Annotated in this window: 9 protein-coding genes; 8 read left to right on the forward strand and 1 reads right to left on the reverse strand. The window is 44.8% G+C overall.

The genetic code is table 11. The features are described from left to right. Nucleotides 1–2 precede the first annotated feature (2 nt). A complete protein-coding gene (locus D0X99_RS00295) occupies nucleotides 3–935 on the reverse strand; it encodes a hydrogen peroxide-inducible genes activator (RefSeq protein WP_119475654.1) in 933 nt (310 codons plus the stop codon). Between the two features lie 207 nt (nucleotides 936–1,142). On the opposite strand from D0X99_RS00295, the gene D0X99_RS00300 reads away from it, so the two are divergent. The 8 genes from D0X99_RS00300 to D0X99_RS00335 all read left to right on the forward strand — a co-directional run bounded on the left by D0X99_RS00300 (nucleotide 1,143) and on the right by D0X99_RS00335 (nucleotide 17,110). Beyond that, nucleotides 1,143–2,450, forward strand: a complete 1,308-nt coding sequence (locus tag D0X99_RS00300; RefSeq protein WP_119475655.1) for a Gfo/Idh/MocA family protein — start codon at nucleotides 1,143–1,145, stop codon at nucleotides 2,448–2,450. A 22-nt stretch (nucleotides 2,451–2,472) separates the two neighbouring features. Further along, complete coding sequence (locus tag D0X99_RS00305; protein ID WP_119475656.1) at nucleotides 2,473–3,684, forward strand: redoxin domain-containing protein; 1,212 nt, start codon at nucleotides 2,473–2,475, stop codon at nucleotides 3,682–3,684. Nucleotides 3,685–3,796: 112 nt separating this feature from the next. Next, nucleotides 3,797–4,240, forward strand: a complete 444-nt coding sequence (locus tag D0X99_RS00310; RefSeq protein ID WP_119475657.1) for a MarR family winged helix-turn-helix transcriptional regulator — start codon at nucleotides 3,797–3,799, stop codon at nucleotides 4,238–4,240. Continuing rightward, a complete protein-coding gene (locus tag D0X99_RS00315; RefSeq protein WP_119475658.1) occupies nucleotides 4,240–4,662 on the forward strand; it encodes an Ohr family peroxiredoxin in 423 nt (140 codons plus the stop codon). Before D0X99_RS00310 ends, D0X99_RS00315 begins: the two co-directional genes overlap by 1 nt. A gap of 251 nt (nucleotides 4,663–4,913) precedes the next feature. Next, the gene (locus D0X99_RS00320) at nucleotides 4,914–7,448 is read left to right on the forward strand and encodes a M14 family metallopeptidase (RefSeq protein WP_119475659.1); all 2,535 of its coding nucleotides are present in this window, start codon (nucleotides 4,914–4,916) and stop codon (nucleotides 7,446–7,448) included. A gap of 98 nt (nucleotides 7,449–7,546) precedes the next feature. Next, nucleotides 7,547–9,109: a rhomboid family intramembrane serine protease gene (locus tag D0X99_RS00325; protein WP_119475660.1), complete on the forward strand. Its 1,563-nt coding sequence runs from the start codon at nucleotides 7,547–7,549 to the stop codon at nucleotides 9,107–9,109. Nucleotides 9,110–9,296: 187 nt separating this feature from the next. Continuing rightward, complete coding sequence (locus tag D0X99_RS00330) at nucleotides 9,297–12,992, forward strand: two-component regulator propeller domain-containing protein (protein ID WP_119475661.1); 3,696 nt, start codon at nucleotides 9,297–9,299, stop codon at nucleotides 12,990–12,992. Between the two features lie 383 nt (nucleotides 12,993–13,375). Then, entirely contained in the window at nucleotides 13,376–17,110 is a 3,735-nt protein-coding gene (locus D0X99_RS00335) for a sensor histidine kinase (RefSeq protein ID WP_119475662.1), read from the forward strand. Nucleotides 17,111–17,112: the final 2 nt, after the last annotated feature.

A 17,112-nucleotide genomic window follows, 5' to 3' on the forward strand; every position in this document is an offset into this window, starting at 1 on the left:
GACTACTTAAATCGAACAATTTTCCCATGTGCCTTGGAGGTCATCTCATGCGGGATGGCCTCTGTTATTTCCGTGTAGAGCAGTTCCACGAGTTTTTGCTTGAGAAAGCTTCGGTTGAGGATGATGCTCACCTCGCGAGTTGGGGCTGTTCCGACGAAAGGCCTAAGCCGGGATTTTTCTTCCTCGGATAGCTCATGAGTGGCCAATTCAGGCAAAAGCGTAAGTCCCTTGTAGCGGTTCACCATATTTCGAAGTCCTTCCAAAGAACCACTTTCGTAATGGAAGTTTTTATGACCAGCCAGACTTTGGTCGCAAAAACTGATCACCTGATCCCGAAAGCAATGACCTTGCTGCAAAACCCACAGTTCTTCTTTCTTAAGTTGTTCAGGCCGGATTTCTTTCTCCTTTAGCAATTCATGTCCCTTGGAAAAGTAAGCGTAGAACTTCTCATAAAACATGGGCTTTTCCAGAATCCCAGGTTCCTCCAATGGCGTCACCACAATCCCGAGATCCAATTCGTCATTTTTCAATTTCCGAACCACCTCCTCGGTGACCATTTCCTGCACTTCAAGCTTTACATTGGGATATTTCTCCAAAAACCTTCGGATGAAGAGGTGCAAAAGGTAAGGGGCCAAAGTCGGAATGATACCCAACTTGATTGTCCCGGAAATATCTCCTTTCAACTGGGCCACAAGTTCCAAAATGCCTTTGCTCTCTGAGACTACTTTTTTTGCCTGAGCAATGATCTGAACGCCGATTTCGGTCGGAATCACCGGCATTTTGCTTCGGTCAAAAAGAATCACTCCCAGCTCTTTCTCCAGCTTGCTGAGTTGAGCACTTAAAGTAGGCTGGGTGACAAAACAGGATTCAGCGGCATTTCCAAAATGGCGGTGCTTATCCACCGCAATCAAATACTCCAGCTGTTGAATAGTCATTTTGATAGAAATTTTCTATGCCAATAAAGGCAATATCCTCCAAATGAGTTCAATCCACAGCCATGAAAAAAGTCATAAAACGTCCCTTTTATCCTTCTTATTGACCTATTTAAAAAATTGCCTTACTTATATTTCCCACAGCTGTCAAAAAACAGTAATTTATTTTCTCTATTTCACTGAAAATCAAAAACCCCAATAACCAAAACCATGAGCAACTCTTCTTTTTCCAGAAGGAAATTTCTGGGCGCCAGTCTTCTTACTTCAGCCGGATTGAGTTTGATTCCGGGATTATCTTTTGCTGCATCTCCCAACCCACTTTTCCAAGCTGCACATGAACGTGTCCGTTTGGGTTTTATAGGTGTAGGTCGTCAGGCTATGGGCTTGTTAAACAATTTCATGAAAATCCCAGGAGTGGAAGTGGTGGCTGGTGCAGACGTTTATGCCATCAAGCGGGAGCGTTTTGCGCTGCGGGTGCAAAAGAATCAAACTGACGCGGGAAAGGCTGTCCTCGCGCCTAAACTCTATGAAGATTACCGGGAGCTTTTGGCAAATCCGGAGGTGGATGCCGTAGTCATTGCTACACCGGATCATTGGCATGCACTCATGGCCATCGATGCCTGCAAGGCTAAAAAGGACATCTACCTGGAAAAGCCATTGACCTTTACCATTAAAGAAGGACAGGAATTGGTTAAGGCCGTTCGCTCCAACGGGGTTGTGTTGGCCGTGGGATCCATGCAGCGTGCCGCTGTCAATTTCCAGACTGCTGCCATGCATGTTCAAAAAGGAAGACTGGGGAAAATTTCCCAGGTGTTGGTCCATGTCGGAGACAATCCGCACCCCAAACCTTACGACCTGGCCAAAGAGGAAATACCTGCCGGATTGAATTGGCAAAAATGGCTGGGGCCAATTCCTGCCTTGCACTTCAATGACCTCCTCAATCCAGGCATCACCCTAAACCCAGATAAAAACGAAGCCGCATGGGGCGCTTGGCGTTGGTACAAAGAAACCGGCGGAGGACTTATGACTGACTGGGGCGCTCACATGATTGATGTCGCTCAGTGGGGACTCAGTATGGACCGAAACGGTCCGGTGGAAGTGATTCCGGCCTCCGGAGACAAGCCCCTGACCTATCGCTATGCAAACGGTGTTGAAATGCTGATCACCAAATTTGATGAAGGACGACAGGGTGTGAAATTCATGGGTGAAAATGGCTGGATCAAAGTTTCCAGAGGGAATTATGATACCTCACTCAAGGAACTGGACCTCGGAAAGGAGCCCGAAAATTTCACTTTTACTGCACATCACATCGACTTTATCGACTGTATAAGAAAAAGAAAAGACCCAATCGTGCCGGTGGAAATCGGTCACAGTACCTGTACTGCCTGTACAATTGGGAACATTGCCCACGAGTTGCAAAGACCTCTCAAGTGGGATCCGATGGCGCAGGTTTTCACGGATGCTGAAGCCAATTCCAAACTGCACTATGCCTACCAAAACGGGTATTCGCTAACCTAAAAACCAACTTATCCACAGCCCTATGAATTTCCCGACCCGAAAGATAATTCTGAATTGGCTGCTTTTATCCACAGCCTTTTTGATTTTCCAATGTGGAAAAAGCAGCGAGGAATCTACCTCCGCAACGGCTGAAAGTCCATCTGTATTTGTAGCCAAACCTCAGGTGGTAGCAGAAAAACCAATTGGAAAATTAGCCATTGGTGATCAGGCGCCTCCTTTTAATCTACCGGATGTTGACGGGAAATTTCACAAGCTGGAAGATTTCTCCGAATCCGATGTTTTGGTCGTAAACTTCACCTGTAACCATTGTCCAACAGCCCAAGCCTACGAGGATCGGTTTATTGGACTGGTGAAGGAATATCAAGGAAAATCAGTGGCTTTTGTGGCAATTTCCCCAAACAGTCCCATTGCGATTTTGCCGGAGGAATTGGGGTACACGGATCTGAGCGACTACCACGAAGAAATGAAGCTTCGGGCTTTGGATAAGTCTTACAATTTCCCCTATCTCTATGACGGAGATACTCATGAATTCTCTCTCGCTTATGGCCCCACAGCCACTCCGCATGTGTTTGTATTTGACAAAACCCGAAAGTTGACCTACTCCGGAAGGATCGACGCTTCTGAAAAACCCGGAACTGGAAATTCGGAGGATTTGAGAACTGCCATAGAGGCTACCTTAAAAGGAGAAGGCCTTCCCGCAGAATCTGCCCAAACTCCTGCATTCGGGTGCTCAATCAAATGGGCCTGGAAAAATGAATACACCATCAAGACCAATAAAGAATGGGCTGAAAAGGAAGTGACATTGGAGAAACTTTCTCCAGCAGGTCTTGCTGACTTATTGAAAAACGACACCGACGAACTCCTTTTGGTGAACTTCTGGGCAACCTGGTGCGGGCCCTGCATTATCGAATATCCGGAGTTTGTAACGATTCAGCGGATGTATGGAGAGCGTGATTTTCAGTTTGTTTCAGTAAGCATGGATGCTCCTGACCAACTAGATAAAGCTTTGAAATTTTTAAAAGGAAAAACTTCGGCTTTGCCCAATTACCTCATGGATACAGACGACAAATATGAAGTGATCAAGGTAGTCGGATCAGATTGGGACGGTAGCCTACCGATCACGTTGTTGATTGAACCGGGCGGAAAAGTGGTCTATCGAGTTCCCGGGAGTATTGATCCATTGGCTTTGAAAAAGGCAATTGTGGATCACCCGATGATAGGGAGGTATTATTGATTTTAGGTTCCGTATATGAGATTTCGGATCTATTGAAGTTGGAAATTTACAGCAGTTCTATTGCAATCAGGATTGAAAACAAGTAGATTGTATTCAATCCTGTTTTCCTTCTATGCCAGACCAAAATTCCTCCACACTCCAACTTTCCCATCTGCTATACACCAGTTCAAGGCTTCTAATCCAACAAATTCAACTGAAATTGAATGATGTCGGCCTGACTTATCTTCAGTATTTGGTACTCTCGATTCTTTGGGAACAGGATGGGTTGAAAGTTTTCCAACTGGGCGAAAAGCTCAGTTTGGACTCAGGTACGTTGACTCCTTTGTTGAAAAAACTGGAAAACCAAAACCTCCTGAAGCGAAAACGGGGTGAAGCTGACGAACGTACCGTGACCATTCACCTGACTTATCCAGGAAAAACCCTTCAGTCCAAAACTTTGACAGCAATGCAAGAGTTGGAAGAAAAACTGAATCCAATGCTCGGAAAGGAAGTACAATTGCTTTTTCCTGCTGTGGAAGAATTCTCTAAAAAACTCAAAACCCTTAAGAAGTACTAATGGAAAGATTGATAGTTGACTACACTGCAGTAGCAGTGAATACCGGTGGAAGAAAAGGTCATGTGCGTACTGACGACGGATTGCTGGATTTTGACGTGGCAATGCCCAAAGAAATTGGAGGAGAAGGAGGCAAGACCAATCCGGAACAACTTTTAGCAGCCGCTTATGCCACTTGTTTTGGTGGAGCATTGGCTTCTGTAGCCGGCAAAACCAGTCTGAGAGATTCAGAAATTAAAGTAAAAGTCCATTTGGGACACTACGGACCAAACAGTTTCGGGATTTCTGCTGAAATTGAAGTAAAAATCCCCCAGGCTGATTCTTTAGAACATGCCCAACAATTGGCAGACCTTGCTCATCAAAATTGTCTGATCTCCAATGCCACCCGAGGAAGTATGGTAGTGGAAGTCAGGGCGGGCATTTAATACAGCAAAGTTTCAACTAGGATCCGAAAACGGATCCTAATTTCTTTCCACCAAAACCCAAAATCAATTTTCCCTGATCGGTACCGCTCAAAAATCCAAAAGACCTTAACTTCCCGACCTAAACAAAATTTTCTAAATGAAATCGAGCATAATCTTAGCCTCAAGCAGAGAGGTGTTTGTTTGCCAGGCAAGATTCTCCCGAAGCGAGTTCGGGACAAGCTATTTGACCGCTTAAATTCTATTTAAATCAAATGAAAAAGATTTTACTTTCTCTAACCCTACTACTTATTGCGGCTTGGGGAGCAATGGCTCAATTGCAAACTCCTGAGCAGTTTCTCGGCTACAAGCCAGGGGATCGCTTTACGCCTCATCACCGCATGGTGGATTATTTTGAGCACGTAGCTTCTCAAAATCCCAACATCAAACTGATCCAATACGGGGAAACCAACGAAAAGCGGCCTTTGATCATTGCCATTCTTTCCAGTCCGGAAAACATGGCCAAGCTGGAGCAAATCCGCACCGACAACCTCAAGCGTGCCGGTCTGTTGGAAGGTACTCCTTCCACAGAAGTCCCAATCAACTGGATGTCTTTCAATGTCCACGGAAATGAATCTGTAGGAATGGAAGCTGCCATCTCTACTTTTTACACCTTGGCAGATCCGAAAAATCCCAAATCTCAGGAATGGCTGAAAGACCAGATCGTGATCATCGATCCCTGTATCAACCCCGATGGACGCGATCGCTATGCAATGTGGTATAATCAGAAAATGAATACTACCCTTCAGCCTGATCTGCAGTCAATGGAGCACAATGAACCTTGGCCGGGTGGCCGCGCCAACCATTACCTCTTCGATTTGAACCGGGATTGGGCTTGGCAGGTACAGGTAGAATCTCAACAGCGCTTAAAAATCTATCAGCAGTGGATGCCCCAACTGCACCTGGATTTCCATGAGCAAGGAATTGACCAGCCGTTTTACATGGCCCCTGCCGCAGAGCCTTTGCATGAGCAGCTGACCGATTTCCAACATGAGTTTCAGGATATTTTCGGAAAAAATACAGCCAAGTACTTTGACCAAATGGGTCGGTTTTATTTCACCAAAGAGCGCTTTGACATCCTTTATCCTTCCTATGGAGACTCCTATCCCATGTACAACGGTGCCATTGGGATGACCATTGAGCAAGGAGGCGGGGGCCGTGCAGGCAGAGGTGGTTTCAATTCTGTGGGAGATACTGTAACCCTGAGTAGCAGAATTGCCGGTCATTATACTGCAGCGATGTCTGCGACAGAAGTGACCAGCCAAAATGCCAAAAGGCTGGTATCAGAATTCGCCACGTATTTCAAAAACAACTCCTCCAATCCAAAAGGCAAATACAAAAGCTTTGTGATCAAAGGGGAAAATAATCCTGCACAGTTGGCCAAATTGCTTGAACTGATGGATAAAAACGGAATCAAATACGGCAAAGCCACTGCGAAAACCGGCTTGAAAGGGTTTGAATACCAAAGCGGAAAATCAGGGGTGACTTTTTCCACATCTGACAAAGATATAGTGATCAATGCCTATCAGCCCAAATCTGTCCTGACCCAGGTGTTGTTCGAACCGAATCCTACGCTCAATGACTCCATCACGTATGACATCACCAGCTGGGCTCTTCCTTATGCCTACGGACTCCAAGGCTATGCCATGGAGACCAAACTGGACGCTGCTGGAGCTTATGAAAAGCCTGTTCAGACCCCAAACCAAGCCGGAGAGACTCCAGTCGCCTATTTGATAAACTGGGAAGGAACGCGAGATGCCGCGTTTTTGGCAGCGATCCTCAATCAGAAAATCAGAGTCCGATATGCTGAATATCCTTTTGAAGTAGAAGGGAAAAGTTATGCCTCGGGAACGCTCATGATTACCAAAGGAGGCAACGAGTACGTAACTGATTTTGACAAAAAAGTAACCGAAACCGCCAATAAGTTCGGCGTCACGTTAGCAACCACCCAAACGGGATATGTGGAAAAAGGCAAGGACTTTGGCTCACCCAACATCCGAGTGATTAAAACTCCAAAAGTGGCTTTGGTAGGCGGAAACGGAACTTCTTCCCTGAACTATGGGGAAATCTGGCATTTCTTCGAAAAAGAACTCAACTACCCGCTCAGCAACCTGGACGCAGCCTCCATGGGCAGCTACGATTTGAGCAAATACGATGTGATCATTCTGCCATCCACTTGGGGCGGCGCCTTGAATGAGGCTTCCCAGAAAAAGCTCATGGAATGGGTACGTGCCGGAGGAAAGTTGATTGCCATCGAAAACGCCCTGAATCTGTTTGCCAACAAGGAAGGGTTTGCCTTGAAGACCTTTGATACTGAGGACGAGAAGAAAGCTGCTGAAAAGGCTGCCCAAGAACTTGCCAAGCAGGAAAGACTGGAGCCATACACAGAAGGTGAGCGCTTGGAAATCTCCGCAGGTGTCGCAGGTGCCATTTATCAAATCGACATGGATCAAACCCACCCACTGGGATATGGAACAGGAGGGAAATTCTACTCCCTGAAAAACAATGCGGAGCGATTTGCCTACCTGACGGGTGGTGTAAATGCAGGTGTCATTGCTACCAACGAATCCTATCGCACCGGATACATCGGGTACAAAATAAAATCCAAAATGGGACAATCCATGGCCATCGGAGCTGAAAGGCAAGGTCGAGGACAGATTGTGTACTTTGTGGACAATCCGATTTTCAGAGGATTCTGGGAAAGCGGAAAATTGGTCCTGAGCAACGCGATTTTCCTTGTAGGACAATAATTGCCTTGAAGTCCAAAAAGTAAGAATGAAAACCGGCTGCTTCAGAGTGGCCGGTTTTTTTTACTAAAAGTTATATTAACGAGATAATTCTAATTTTCTTGAACGATTTCCTGCTTAAGCTCAGAATCCTTTTTCCTGCACATTTGGCGATGACTGTAGGATTGGTTCCGATTTTTGGAGTTTTTAGATTTTTCACGCTAGTTCCCCTGAATCAGAATTTCTCTTTCCAATTCATGGAAGGGGCCCTGGAGTTTGTCATTCCTCTGGTTTTGATTGGCTTGGTATACTTATTCTTGTACCGTCACCGTATCCTTTGGATTTACTTTGCTAAGAACAGTGATCGCGCTCAAGATGTTCTGACACTCATCTCATTTTTGACTGGTTTAGCTATGTTACTGCTGACAGGAAATTATGTGGAAAAACGATTTGGGAAGCTCACAGCCCTTGATTATCCTTCGCATTTGGTTTTGACACCAAAAACCAACTATTACAAAATCGACAATTATGAAATCCCTCCCAACTGGGGGGCCATGTCGTGGAATTGGCACACTTCAGGGAAATACAATAGTACCCTTCATTTTGAGCTGTTTTTTGCCAGTCCGTTTTTAAATACGACTTGGGAAATGATTCCTGATGTCCCTCTAGTATGGTATGGGGTGAGATTTAATGAAAGCATGTCAAATTGGGCTTCTGATGCGGAAAAGGAAAAACAATTTGAAAAATTCAAGCGGGAAAGTCTCAAAAAGATGGAAAGCTGGGACTTCAAAGAGGCAAAGTATTTTAGAAGACTCTTGAAATCCGAAGACTTCTTTATTTATAACCAAGCTATTTCTAGGTTATTAAACTTCAATTCTGAAAACAATTTTATCATACTTGAGGCGGAAAAAGAGCCATTCGAGATCCGAATTGGTATGACCGGATATTGGATTTTTTTCGCTTGGTGCATTGGTACCTTCCTATTTATGGTGGTATTGTTTTTTGGAAAAAGTAGGCAAGGGTTTTTGAAAAATTTCAGATTGGCAAGCAGGCGGCATAGGTCTTGGCTAGATGACATTCTTGATAGATTCTCATATCGAAAAAACCAACCCGTCACGGTTACATTTCTTTGGATTCTGCTGACGGTCGGCTTCTTAATGGCTTGTTCCGGAGTAATTGGAGGATTTTTAGATCATCCATTTTTAGGTGATTGGGGAGGATTAAGGAGAATTGAGGTAGGTCGAGGAGAGTGGCTTAGATTAATCACTTTTGGATTTCTATCGACTGGACCTTTCATTGGAATAATTAATATGTTCATTTTAGGGTATTTTGGAGGTGCCTTCGAAAAAGAGATTGGATCATTGGGTTTTCTGCTTTTGTCCATCTTTTCTTTAATTTTTGGGGCATTGGTTAGTTTATACTTCCATCCTGTTTATTGGGTAGGCGGAGCAAGTCCACTTGCAATTGGATTGATTGTAGCTTTTTGTCTAAATGGAATCAAGACACAAACGCTTTCCATCACCGAACTTAAACCGTGGATAATTTCAGGATATGTAATCCTCGTTCTGATACTTGGCTTTTTCCATAAAGTAGACCATGCTGCCAATTTTGGTGGATTGATTGGGGGTATGATGGGTTACTTTCTCTTTAATACCAGGTTTAGATCTAAGGACAATTACCATTGACAATTAGTGAATGGCCTGCACTCCACGAATTCCAATATTCAGAATACATATCTTACTACTAAATTTAAGATGAACAAATCAGCCCTTTTTCAACATTTTTTATAATGTCAGAAATCCCTATCTTTTTCGAAAATTTTGGAAGAGGCAAGCCTGGCTGGCTTTTTCGGATTGAATTCTGACCAATAGAATGAAACAAACCCTTCGCTTTTGGGGAATTGCTTTTTTACTTTTTTCCTGCGCTAAGGAGGATCAACTCACCAATTCTGACGGGAATTTACCTTTTGCCCCCCCGGCTGTTATTGAGGTTTCCGCTTTGGCTGATTCGATCCAGCCTCAGGTAGTCAGCTTAAGTACAGTTCCCTCACCAAGGGTGATTCAAGTGCCAAAACAGGATGGGGGTTATTATTCCTATCCGGATGAAAATGGGGAATATCAGACTTTCCCTCTTTTAGCTCCCAAAAAGAAGGAGTTACTCGTTCTCAAGGATGAAAACGGGGAGGTTATCAAAGATTCCAACGGACAGCCTTTTCTCCTGGGAGAAGGGGGGATTTCCCAGTTTCGAACCTATTCCACGGACGACGGTCTGGCTCTGGATGCAGTAAATTGTTCCATTTTGGACAGCAGGGGCCATTTATGGTTTGGGACCAATGGAGGAGGAGTCAGTCGGTACGACGGGAATTCATTTACAAATTACACCACCATCCAGGGTTTGGCCGGAAATACCATTCGAAGCATCCTGGAAGACAGCAAAGGAAATATCTGGTTTGGAACCATCGGCGGTGGAGTTAGCAAATACGATGGATATTCCTTTACCAATTTTACCAGTGAAAACGGATTGGGAGATGACATCATTTTCAGTATGGTGGAAGACCAGTCTGGCCACATCTGGTTTGGAACGGGTGGAGGAGGTGTGAGCAAATTCGACGGAGAAAAGTTCACAAATCTCACAGCAGAAGAGGGACTTGTCGACAACGTAATCATCAGTACCGGAAAGGACCGGGATGGGAATCTATATTTCGGATCAAACGGCAGTGGCTTCAGCAAATACGATGGGAAGACATTTGTAAACTTCAACGAAACCAACGGCCTGGCCAGCAACAGAGTACGTAGCATAAGGCAGGTCCAAAGTGGTGAAATCTGGATTGGAACCATCGGCGGTGGGGCCAGCAAATTTGATGGAAAAACTTTTCAAAACTTTTCTTCCTCAGATGGCCTAGCCGGAAATATCGTCAGAACCATTTTAGAAGACAGCTCCGGATTCACCTGGTTTGCCACAGAAACCGGAATTAGCCGTTACGATGGAAGTAAATTCACCAGCTACACGCGCGATCAAGGCATGCCGGCAAACAGTGTTCTGGATATTGTCACAGACAATTCCGGTAAACTTTGGTTCTCTACCGACGGTGGAGGAGTAAGTAGATTTGACGGAAGTTCGTTTACCAGTTTTACAGAAGCCCAAGGTATCGGAGACAATTTGGTACTAAGCACACTGGAAGATAAAAATGGCTACTTGTGGTTTGGCACTGCAGGTGGCGGAGTAAGTCGATATGACGGGCGAAGTTTCACCACCTATTCTGCTGCACAGGGCCTTGCAGCGGACATTGTCTATAGCATAATTGAAGACCAAAGCGGAAATCTTTGGTTTGGTACCGGAGGAGGTGGAGTAAGCAAATTTGACGGTAAGGCATTTACCACTTATTCTACCGAGCAGGGATTGACAAACAATGAAGTCTGGTCAATCGCTCAGGATCGGCAGGGCAATCTCTGGTTTGGTACAGACGGAGGCGGAGTCAGTAAATTTGACGGAGAGAAGTTTACCACCTACACCTCAGATCAGGGGCTGGCAGGAAATGTAATCCTCAGTATTCTGGAAGATCGAAGCGGAGGATTGTGGTTTGCCGCTGTGGACGGAGGGATCAGCCGTTTCGATGGAAAAAAATTCACGAATTTCACTACTGCTCAAGGGCTTATCGACAATGCTGTAATCAGATTGGCAGAGGATCCTGATGGAAATATGTGGATCGGAACAGAACATGGCCTCGGTTTTTTAAGTAACGAGTCCATCCAATCCATCGCCTCCGGCAAGGCTGTTGAATCATCTTTCTTTAAATCCTTTGGAACAACCGAAGGACTTCCGGATAACATGATCCTACAGATCGTTCCCATGGATAATCGCAAGATTGCAGTCGGCACCAATCTGGGGATTGCTTTTTTTGATGCACCGGATTCGGTAAACACGGATTTTCCCCTTGAAAATCTTGAAGTGTTTAACTCCGATACCGGATATCCGGTCAAAGACCTCACCGATGGACAAAATGGAATGTTCCAGGATAGCAAAGGAATCCTTTGGGCCGGAACAGGAAATAATAAAACAGCTCTAGTTCGATTTGATTACCAAGCTTTAATAAGAAACAAGAAGACTCCTACAGTTTTTTTGAAGCAACTTAGAATTAATGAGGAGATCATTTCCTGGGAGTCTTTGATTTCAGAAGACCCCAATTCTTCAAGGTCATCCGAAGAATTGAACACTTTTGGAAAAGTGTTGAGCAATACTGAGCGGGAAAATCTCAAAAAGAAATTTGCAGGTCTTGAATTCGAAGAGACTACACCGTTTTTTCCCATTCCTCAGGAACTGGTTTTACCCTATCGGCACAACCATATCAACATTGATTTTGGATCCAATGAACTGGCAAAACCCTATTTGGTGGAATATCAATACATCCTTGAAGGTTACGATGCGGATTGGAGTCCTATTCTGAAAAAGACCAGTGCGACATTCGGAAATATTCACGAAGGCGATTATACTTTTTTGGTAAAGGCCAGGTTTACCGGACCAGCTGAAGGACCCGCAGGAGAATGGACCGAACCCCTTGAATTCTCTTTCACCGTCCTCCCTCCATGGTATCGAACTTGGTGGGCTTACGTGATTTATACTCTGGTGTTCCTTTCCATGACCTATCCTGTTTACCGCTATCAACGCAACAAAGCCATCCAAGCGGAACAGGAAAAAGCACGTCAACGGGAACTGGAGCAAGCAAGGGAAATAGAAAAGGCCTATACCAAATTGGAAGCTGCACATGAAAACCTGAAATCAACTCAGGCACAGTTGATCCAACAGGAAAAACTGGCATCACTCGGCCAGCTGACTGCGGGTATTGCCCATGAAATCAAAAACCCGCTCAACTTTGTCAACAATTTCTCCGGGCTTAGCTTGGAATTTATCGATGAAATTGAAGAAGAACTGGACAAAATGGAGTCCAGTGATGCCCTGGAAAATGTGAGGGATCTGCTATCTGACATCAAAACCAACTTGACCAAAATCAAGCACCATGGCGGACGTGCGGATGGCATTGTGAAATCCATGCTCATGCACTCCCGAGGAGGTAGCGGGGCCATGGAGCCAGCTGACCTCAACGAGGTAATCAAAGAATACGTCAATCTTTCCTTCCACGGTATGCGGGCCAATAAAAACCCGATCAATGTGGATTTGGTCCTGCAATTGGAGGAAGGCTTGCCAAAAATCCCACTTAATACCGAGGATTTTAGCCGGGTAATATTGAACCTGACCAAAAACGCATTTGATGCAATGCGAGAAAAAATCAATAAGGTCGGTCCTGACTACAAGGCTAAGTTGGAAGTGCGGACAAAAGATCTTGGAGACAAAATCCTCATAGAAGTCGAGGATAACGGTCCTGGCGTACCTGATGAAATCAAGGATAAACTTTTGATGCCTTTCTTTACCACCAAAAAAGGAACCGAAGGTACGGGACTGGGTCTATCCATCACACACGACATCATCAAGGCCCACAATGGCTCCCTGGACATTACCACCCAAGTGGGAGAATGGACAAAATTCAGCATTACCATACCAAAAGGATCCTGACCTAGGTAGCGCTATTTGAATTCAAAAAAGTGCTTTTTACACCTCTTGAAAACCAACGCAAGAATTGCTGAGGCGGGTATTCCAATCTAAAGATTTTCAATTCAGGAGAAGTCTGCTTTATCCTCTCAAAAAGCTCCTATAATTCAAAAACTTATCCTAAATTGAAAATGCCACTGTTTTTTAACCACTGCTATTGATTTCCCTAGTTCCTTTTTGAAGCAACGATGAGTCGTCTTGGTTAAGAATTAATGTTCTTCCCGGACCATAAATTTCTTGCTTCGGAAAAGTAGTCTTCACCAAACCTGTGGAAGAAGGGAAGTCAATATTTTATCGAAGACAATCTTATCCTTGATTTTAAGATTTATTATCTACCCGGAATACCTATGAAATTATTGATCAAGTCGCCTCAAAAGCCATTTTTCCTGCTTTTGTTCTTTGCGATAGTGGTTTCCTGCAATCAGGAATCAAGTGTACCATTTCCTGAAAACCCATCTGGGTATGAAGTCCCAAAACCTATACCAATTGAATTGCCGGACCCGGAACCCATCCGCTGGAAAACCTATCCCAGTGACAGCATCCCTACCGGAATCAAGATCAATTTTAAAATCGAAAGCCTCCCTTACAAATCTTTCACTGCTAATGAGTTCAAGCCTCTAAAAGCTCCCATTAAAACCACTCCTTTCGAGTGGGACAAATTGGAAACCATTCCCATCCATCTCGATACGATCAAAGGAAAGCCCATTTCGGTCAAAAAGTTTTTGTTGCCGGCTCCGATAGTGACGGCGGCCTCTGTCCCTTCCGTATGGCAAGGCGGGACTGCGGCAATTGTCCGACTGGGTCAAACGGAAGGGCTCTTGGGAAACAAAGTATTTGCAATGGTCACCGATCCCTTTGGAAGCATCTGGATCTCTACAGACAGAGGATTGACCAAGTACGACGGCTCGGAATTTTTGACTTACAATTTCTTTGGGAGAGCAGAAAATGGATCTGTAGAGGTTATTTCTGAATTGCTGTTTGATCAGGAGGGCCGACTGATTATTTCCGGCTTTGTAACTGGAGTCTATAGAGTCGATATTACTTTGGGATTGGTGGAGCATTTCCAAACAGGAAAAGGATTTTACAGAATGGATTATGATGCTCAGGGTAAACTCTGGGGCGCCAACCGGGAACTTCACCTTTTGGATTTGGATCAAAGGAAAATTTCTGTGATCCCCATCCAAACTTCAGCTGGACTGGCTAATGGATTCGGGGTAAAAACCGACTCAAAAGGAAATCTTTGGATTGGCCTCGCACAACGAATCGCGATCATGGACGCTTCCCAAAAATCCATTCGCATTCTTGGAGACCAGGAAGGCCTCGAGGTCCGGACTGTTTATGAATTTTTGGAAGATCCACTGGGCAATATGTGGATTTCGGCATTTTCTCCGGGATCATTTTCGGTAAACCTTCAAAATCAAATCATTAACCAACTTGGGCCAGAACAGGGTTTTTTTGGAAGGACAGCGGATGTGCTTCTGGATGAAGAAAAGAGACTTTGGTTGATCTCCGAGGATACCGTCCGAATCCTGGACCAGAAGACTGCACTGGTAAAAAAACTCGTGACCGGTGCGGTGACGAGGGATAATAATACCCCTTCCTCTTCCATGGTGGGAAATGATGGAATGATCTGGTTGGGAACAGATAAGGTGGGCGTCCTTCTGATGAATCCAAAAGGAATGCTTTCGGACTATTTCACTGTGGAAAACGGGATCGAAAGCAACGATGTCTGGGGGATCAATGAAGATTCAAAAGGAAGAATTTGGCTGGGGACTTATCGGGGACTTAATATTTATGATCCTCAAAAAGAACGGCTTTACCTATTCCATTTTCCCGGCGATATCCTTATCAATGACTTCAGACAAATCAATAAAATTGGAGAGGACGTTTTTTTTGTGGGAATGGCGAGAGGCTTTTCCATTATAGACCTGAAAGCCAACTCGGCAACTTTTTATGAAACACGGAGCTCTTTGGGGATTACGACCATATTCACGGGAGAAAAAACAGCAGAAGGTAAAATTTGGATGGGTTCAGGATCCGGGGTTCTGGTTTTTGACCCTGAGGCAAACACTTTCAAAAAGGTGGGTAAATCCAACGGATTATCCTCAGACTTTGCCTTTATAATCAAGAAAGACAGCAAAGGCCAAATTTGGGTCTGTACGGATTCGGGAGTCCACTTATTCGATCCGAAGGGCGAATCCCAGCGACCCTTGAATAAGGGGAAGATGTTAATGACTGATTACAATTCCATGCTTTTTGAATCCTCCCAAGGAGAAATCGTCATCGGAGGGGATATGGGAATCTCCATTTTCAATCCGGAAGAAAAAACCATCACCCACGTGTCTGGAAAATCAGGAATAAATCCTCCTTCACTTTATGATCTGAACGAAAGCAAGGGAAGAATACAGGTCGGATCAGAAAATGGAATCATTGTAGTGGAACGACCCCAAAAGAATTCTTCAAACCCATTTTGGCGTTTCACCAATTTTGGCAAGTCATCGGGACTTCCTTACAATGACCACAATCAGGCAACTTCCTATGTAACCTCCACCGGGCAGGTATGGTGGGGTGCGGCTCCGATTTTAGTCGTAAATCATCAAGATCCCCGAATAGACAGCATTCCTCCAACGGTTCACATCAAAGGCATGAACATCATGGATCAAAATCCGGATTTTCTAAAACCTTCCTTTTTTCAAAAACACCTTGCCGAGGAAGACACCTTGTGGTTGAGTGACTTTTCCCAAGGGTGGACCAAATCCAAACTTCCAGCAGATTCAAGCTACCTGACCCAAAACAAAATACAGTGGGACAGCATCAGTCCGGGATTCAGATTACCGATCGGTTTGAAACTCCCCTATAATCAAAACTCCTTCAATTTTTCCTTTGTGAATCAGTCCGGACTGGGAAGAGACATGATCGTTTACCGATATATCCTTGAGGGAGAAGATGAAGAATGGTCAGCGGTAAGCCCAAAACCTGCTTCGAGGATTTACTACAACCTTCAACCTGGAGAATACACCTTTAAAGTTGCAACCCGCGGATTCAACGGAGTCTGGAGTGAGCCTGCCGTCTTTGAATTTGTCATTTTGCCTCCGTGGTGGCAGACCTGGTGGGCCTACCTGCTTTTTGTATCATTGTTTGGAGGCTTGACCTACGCCATAGTCCATGTTCGGTCCCAGTGGCTTAAAAAAGAAAACCGCCTTCTTGAAGAAAAAGTCGCCCACCGTACCGGGCAGTTGAACAAAACTATCGATGAGCTGAAGGCTACCCAATCCCAGCTCATCCAGTCCGAAAAAATGGCTTCCCTGGGTGAGCTTACGGCGGGAATTGCCCATGAAATCCAAAACCCGTTGAATTTTGTAAACAACTTCTCTGAACTGAGTTCCGAATTGGTGGATGAAATGAAGGAAGCCCTGGATGAGAAAGATTACGAAGAGGCAAAAGCAATCGGAGATGATCTGAAAGAAAACCTTAAAAAAATTACCCACCATGGAAAACGTGCCGATGCTATTGTGAAAGGAATGCTTCTGCATAGCCGTGCAGGTACCGGACAAAAAGAGCTCTCCGACCTCAATTCCTTGGCCGATGAATACCTCCGACTGTCTTACCATGGCATCCGGGCAAAAGACAAAAGCTTCAATGCCGACTTCAAAACCGATTTTGATCCGGATTTGCCAAAGGTGAATGTCGTCACACAGGACCTTGGGAGGGTATTTCTCAACCTGATCAACAATGCCTTCTATGCCTGTGCGGAGCGACAAACGCAGAGCAAACTTGAAATAAAACAAGAATCAAATCCCTCTGAGGCAGCCAAATCCTACAGACCGATGGTGACGGTCAGCACAAAAAATTTGGGCGATCAGGTGGAAATCAGGATCAGCGACAATGGAAATGGAATTCCCGAATCGATCAAATCCAAAATATTTCAGCCATTCTTCACCACCAAACCAACTGGACAGGGAACCGGGCTAGGCCTTTCCCTGAGCTATGACATCATCAAATCCCACGGTGGTGAAATCATCCTAAAGAGTGAAGAAGGAGTGGGAACGGAATTCACCATTCGCTTGCCTCTCAACGGCTAACC

Origin of the sequence: Algoriphagus lacus (assembly GCF_003583985.1) — a bacterium.
In the GTDB taxonomy this organism is placed as follows: domain Bacteria; phylum Bacteroidota; class Bacteroidia; order Cytophagales; family Cyclobacteriaceae; genus Algoriphagus; species Algoriphagus lacus.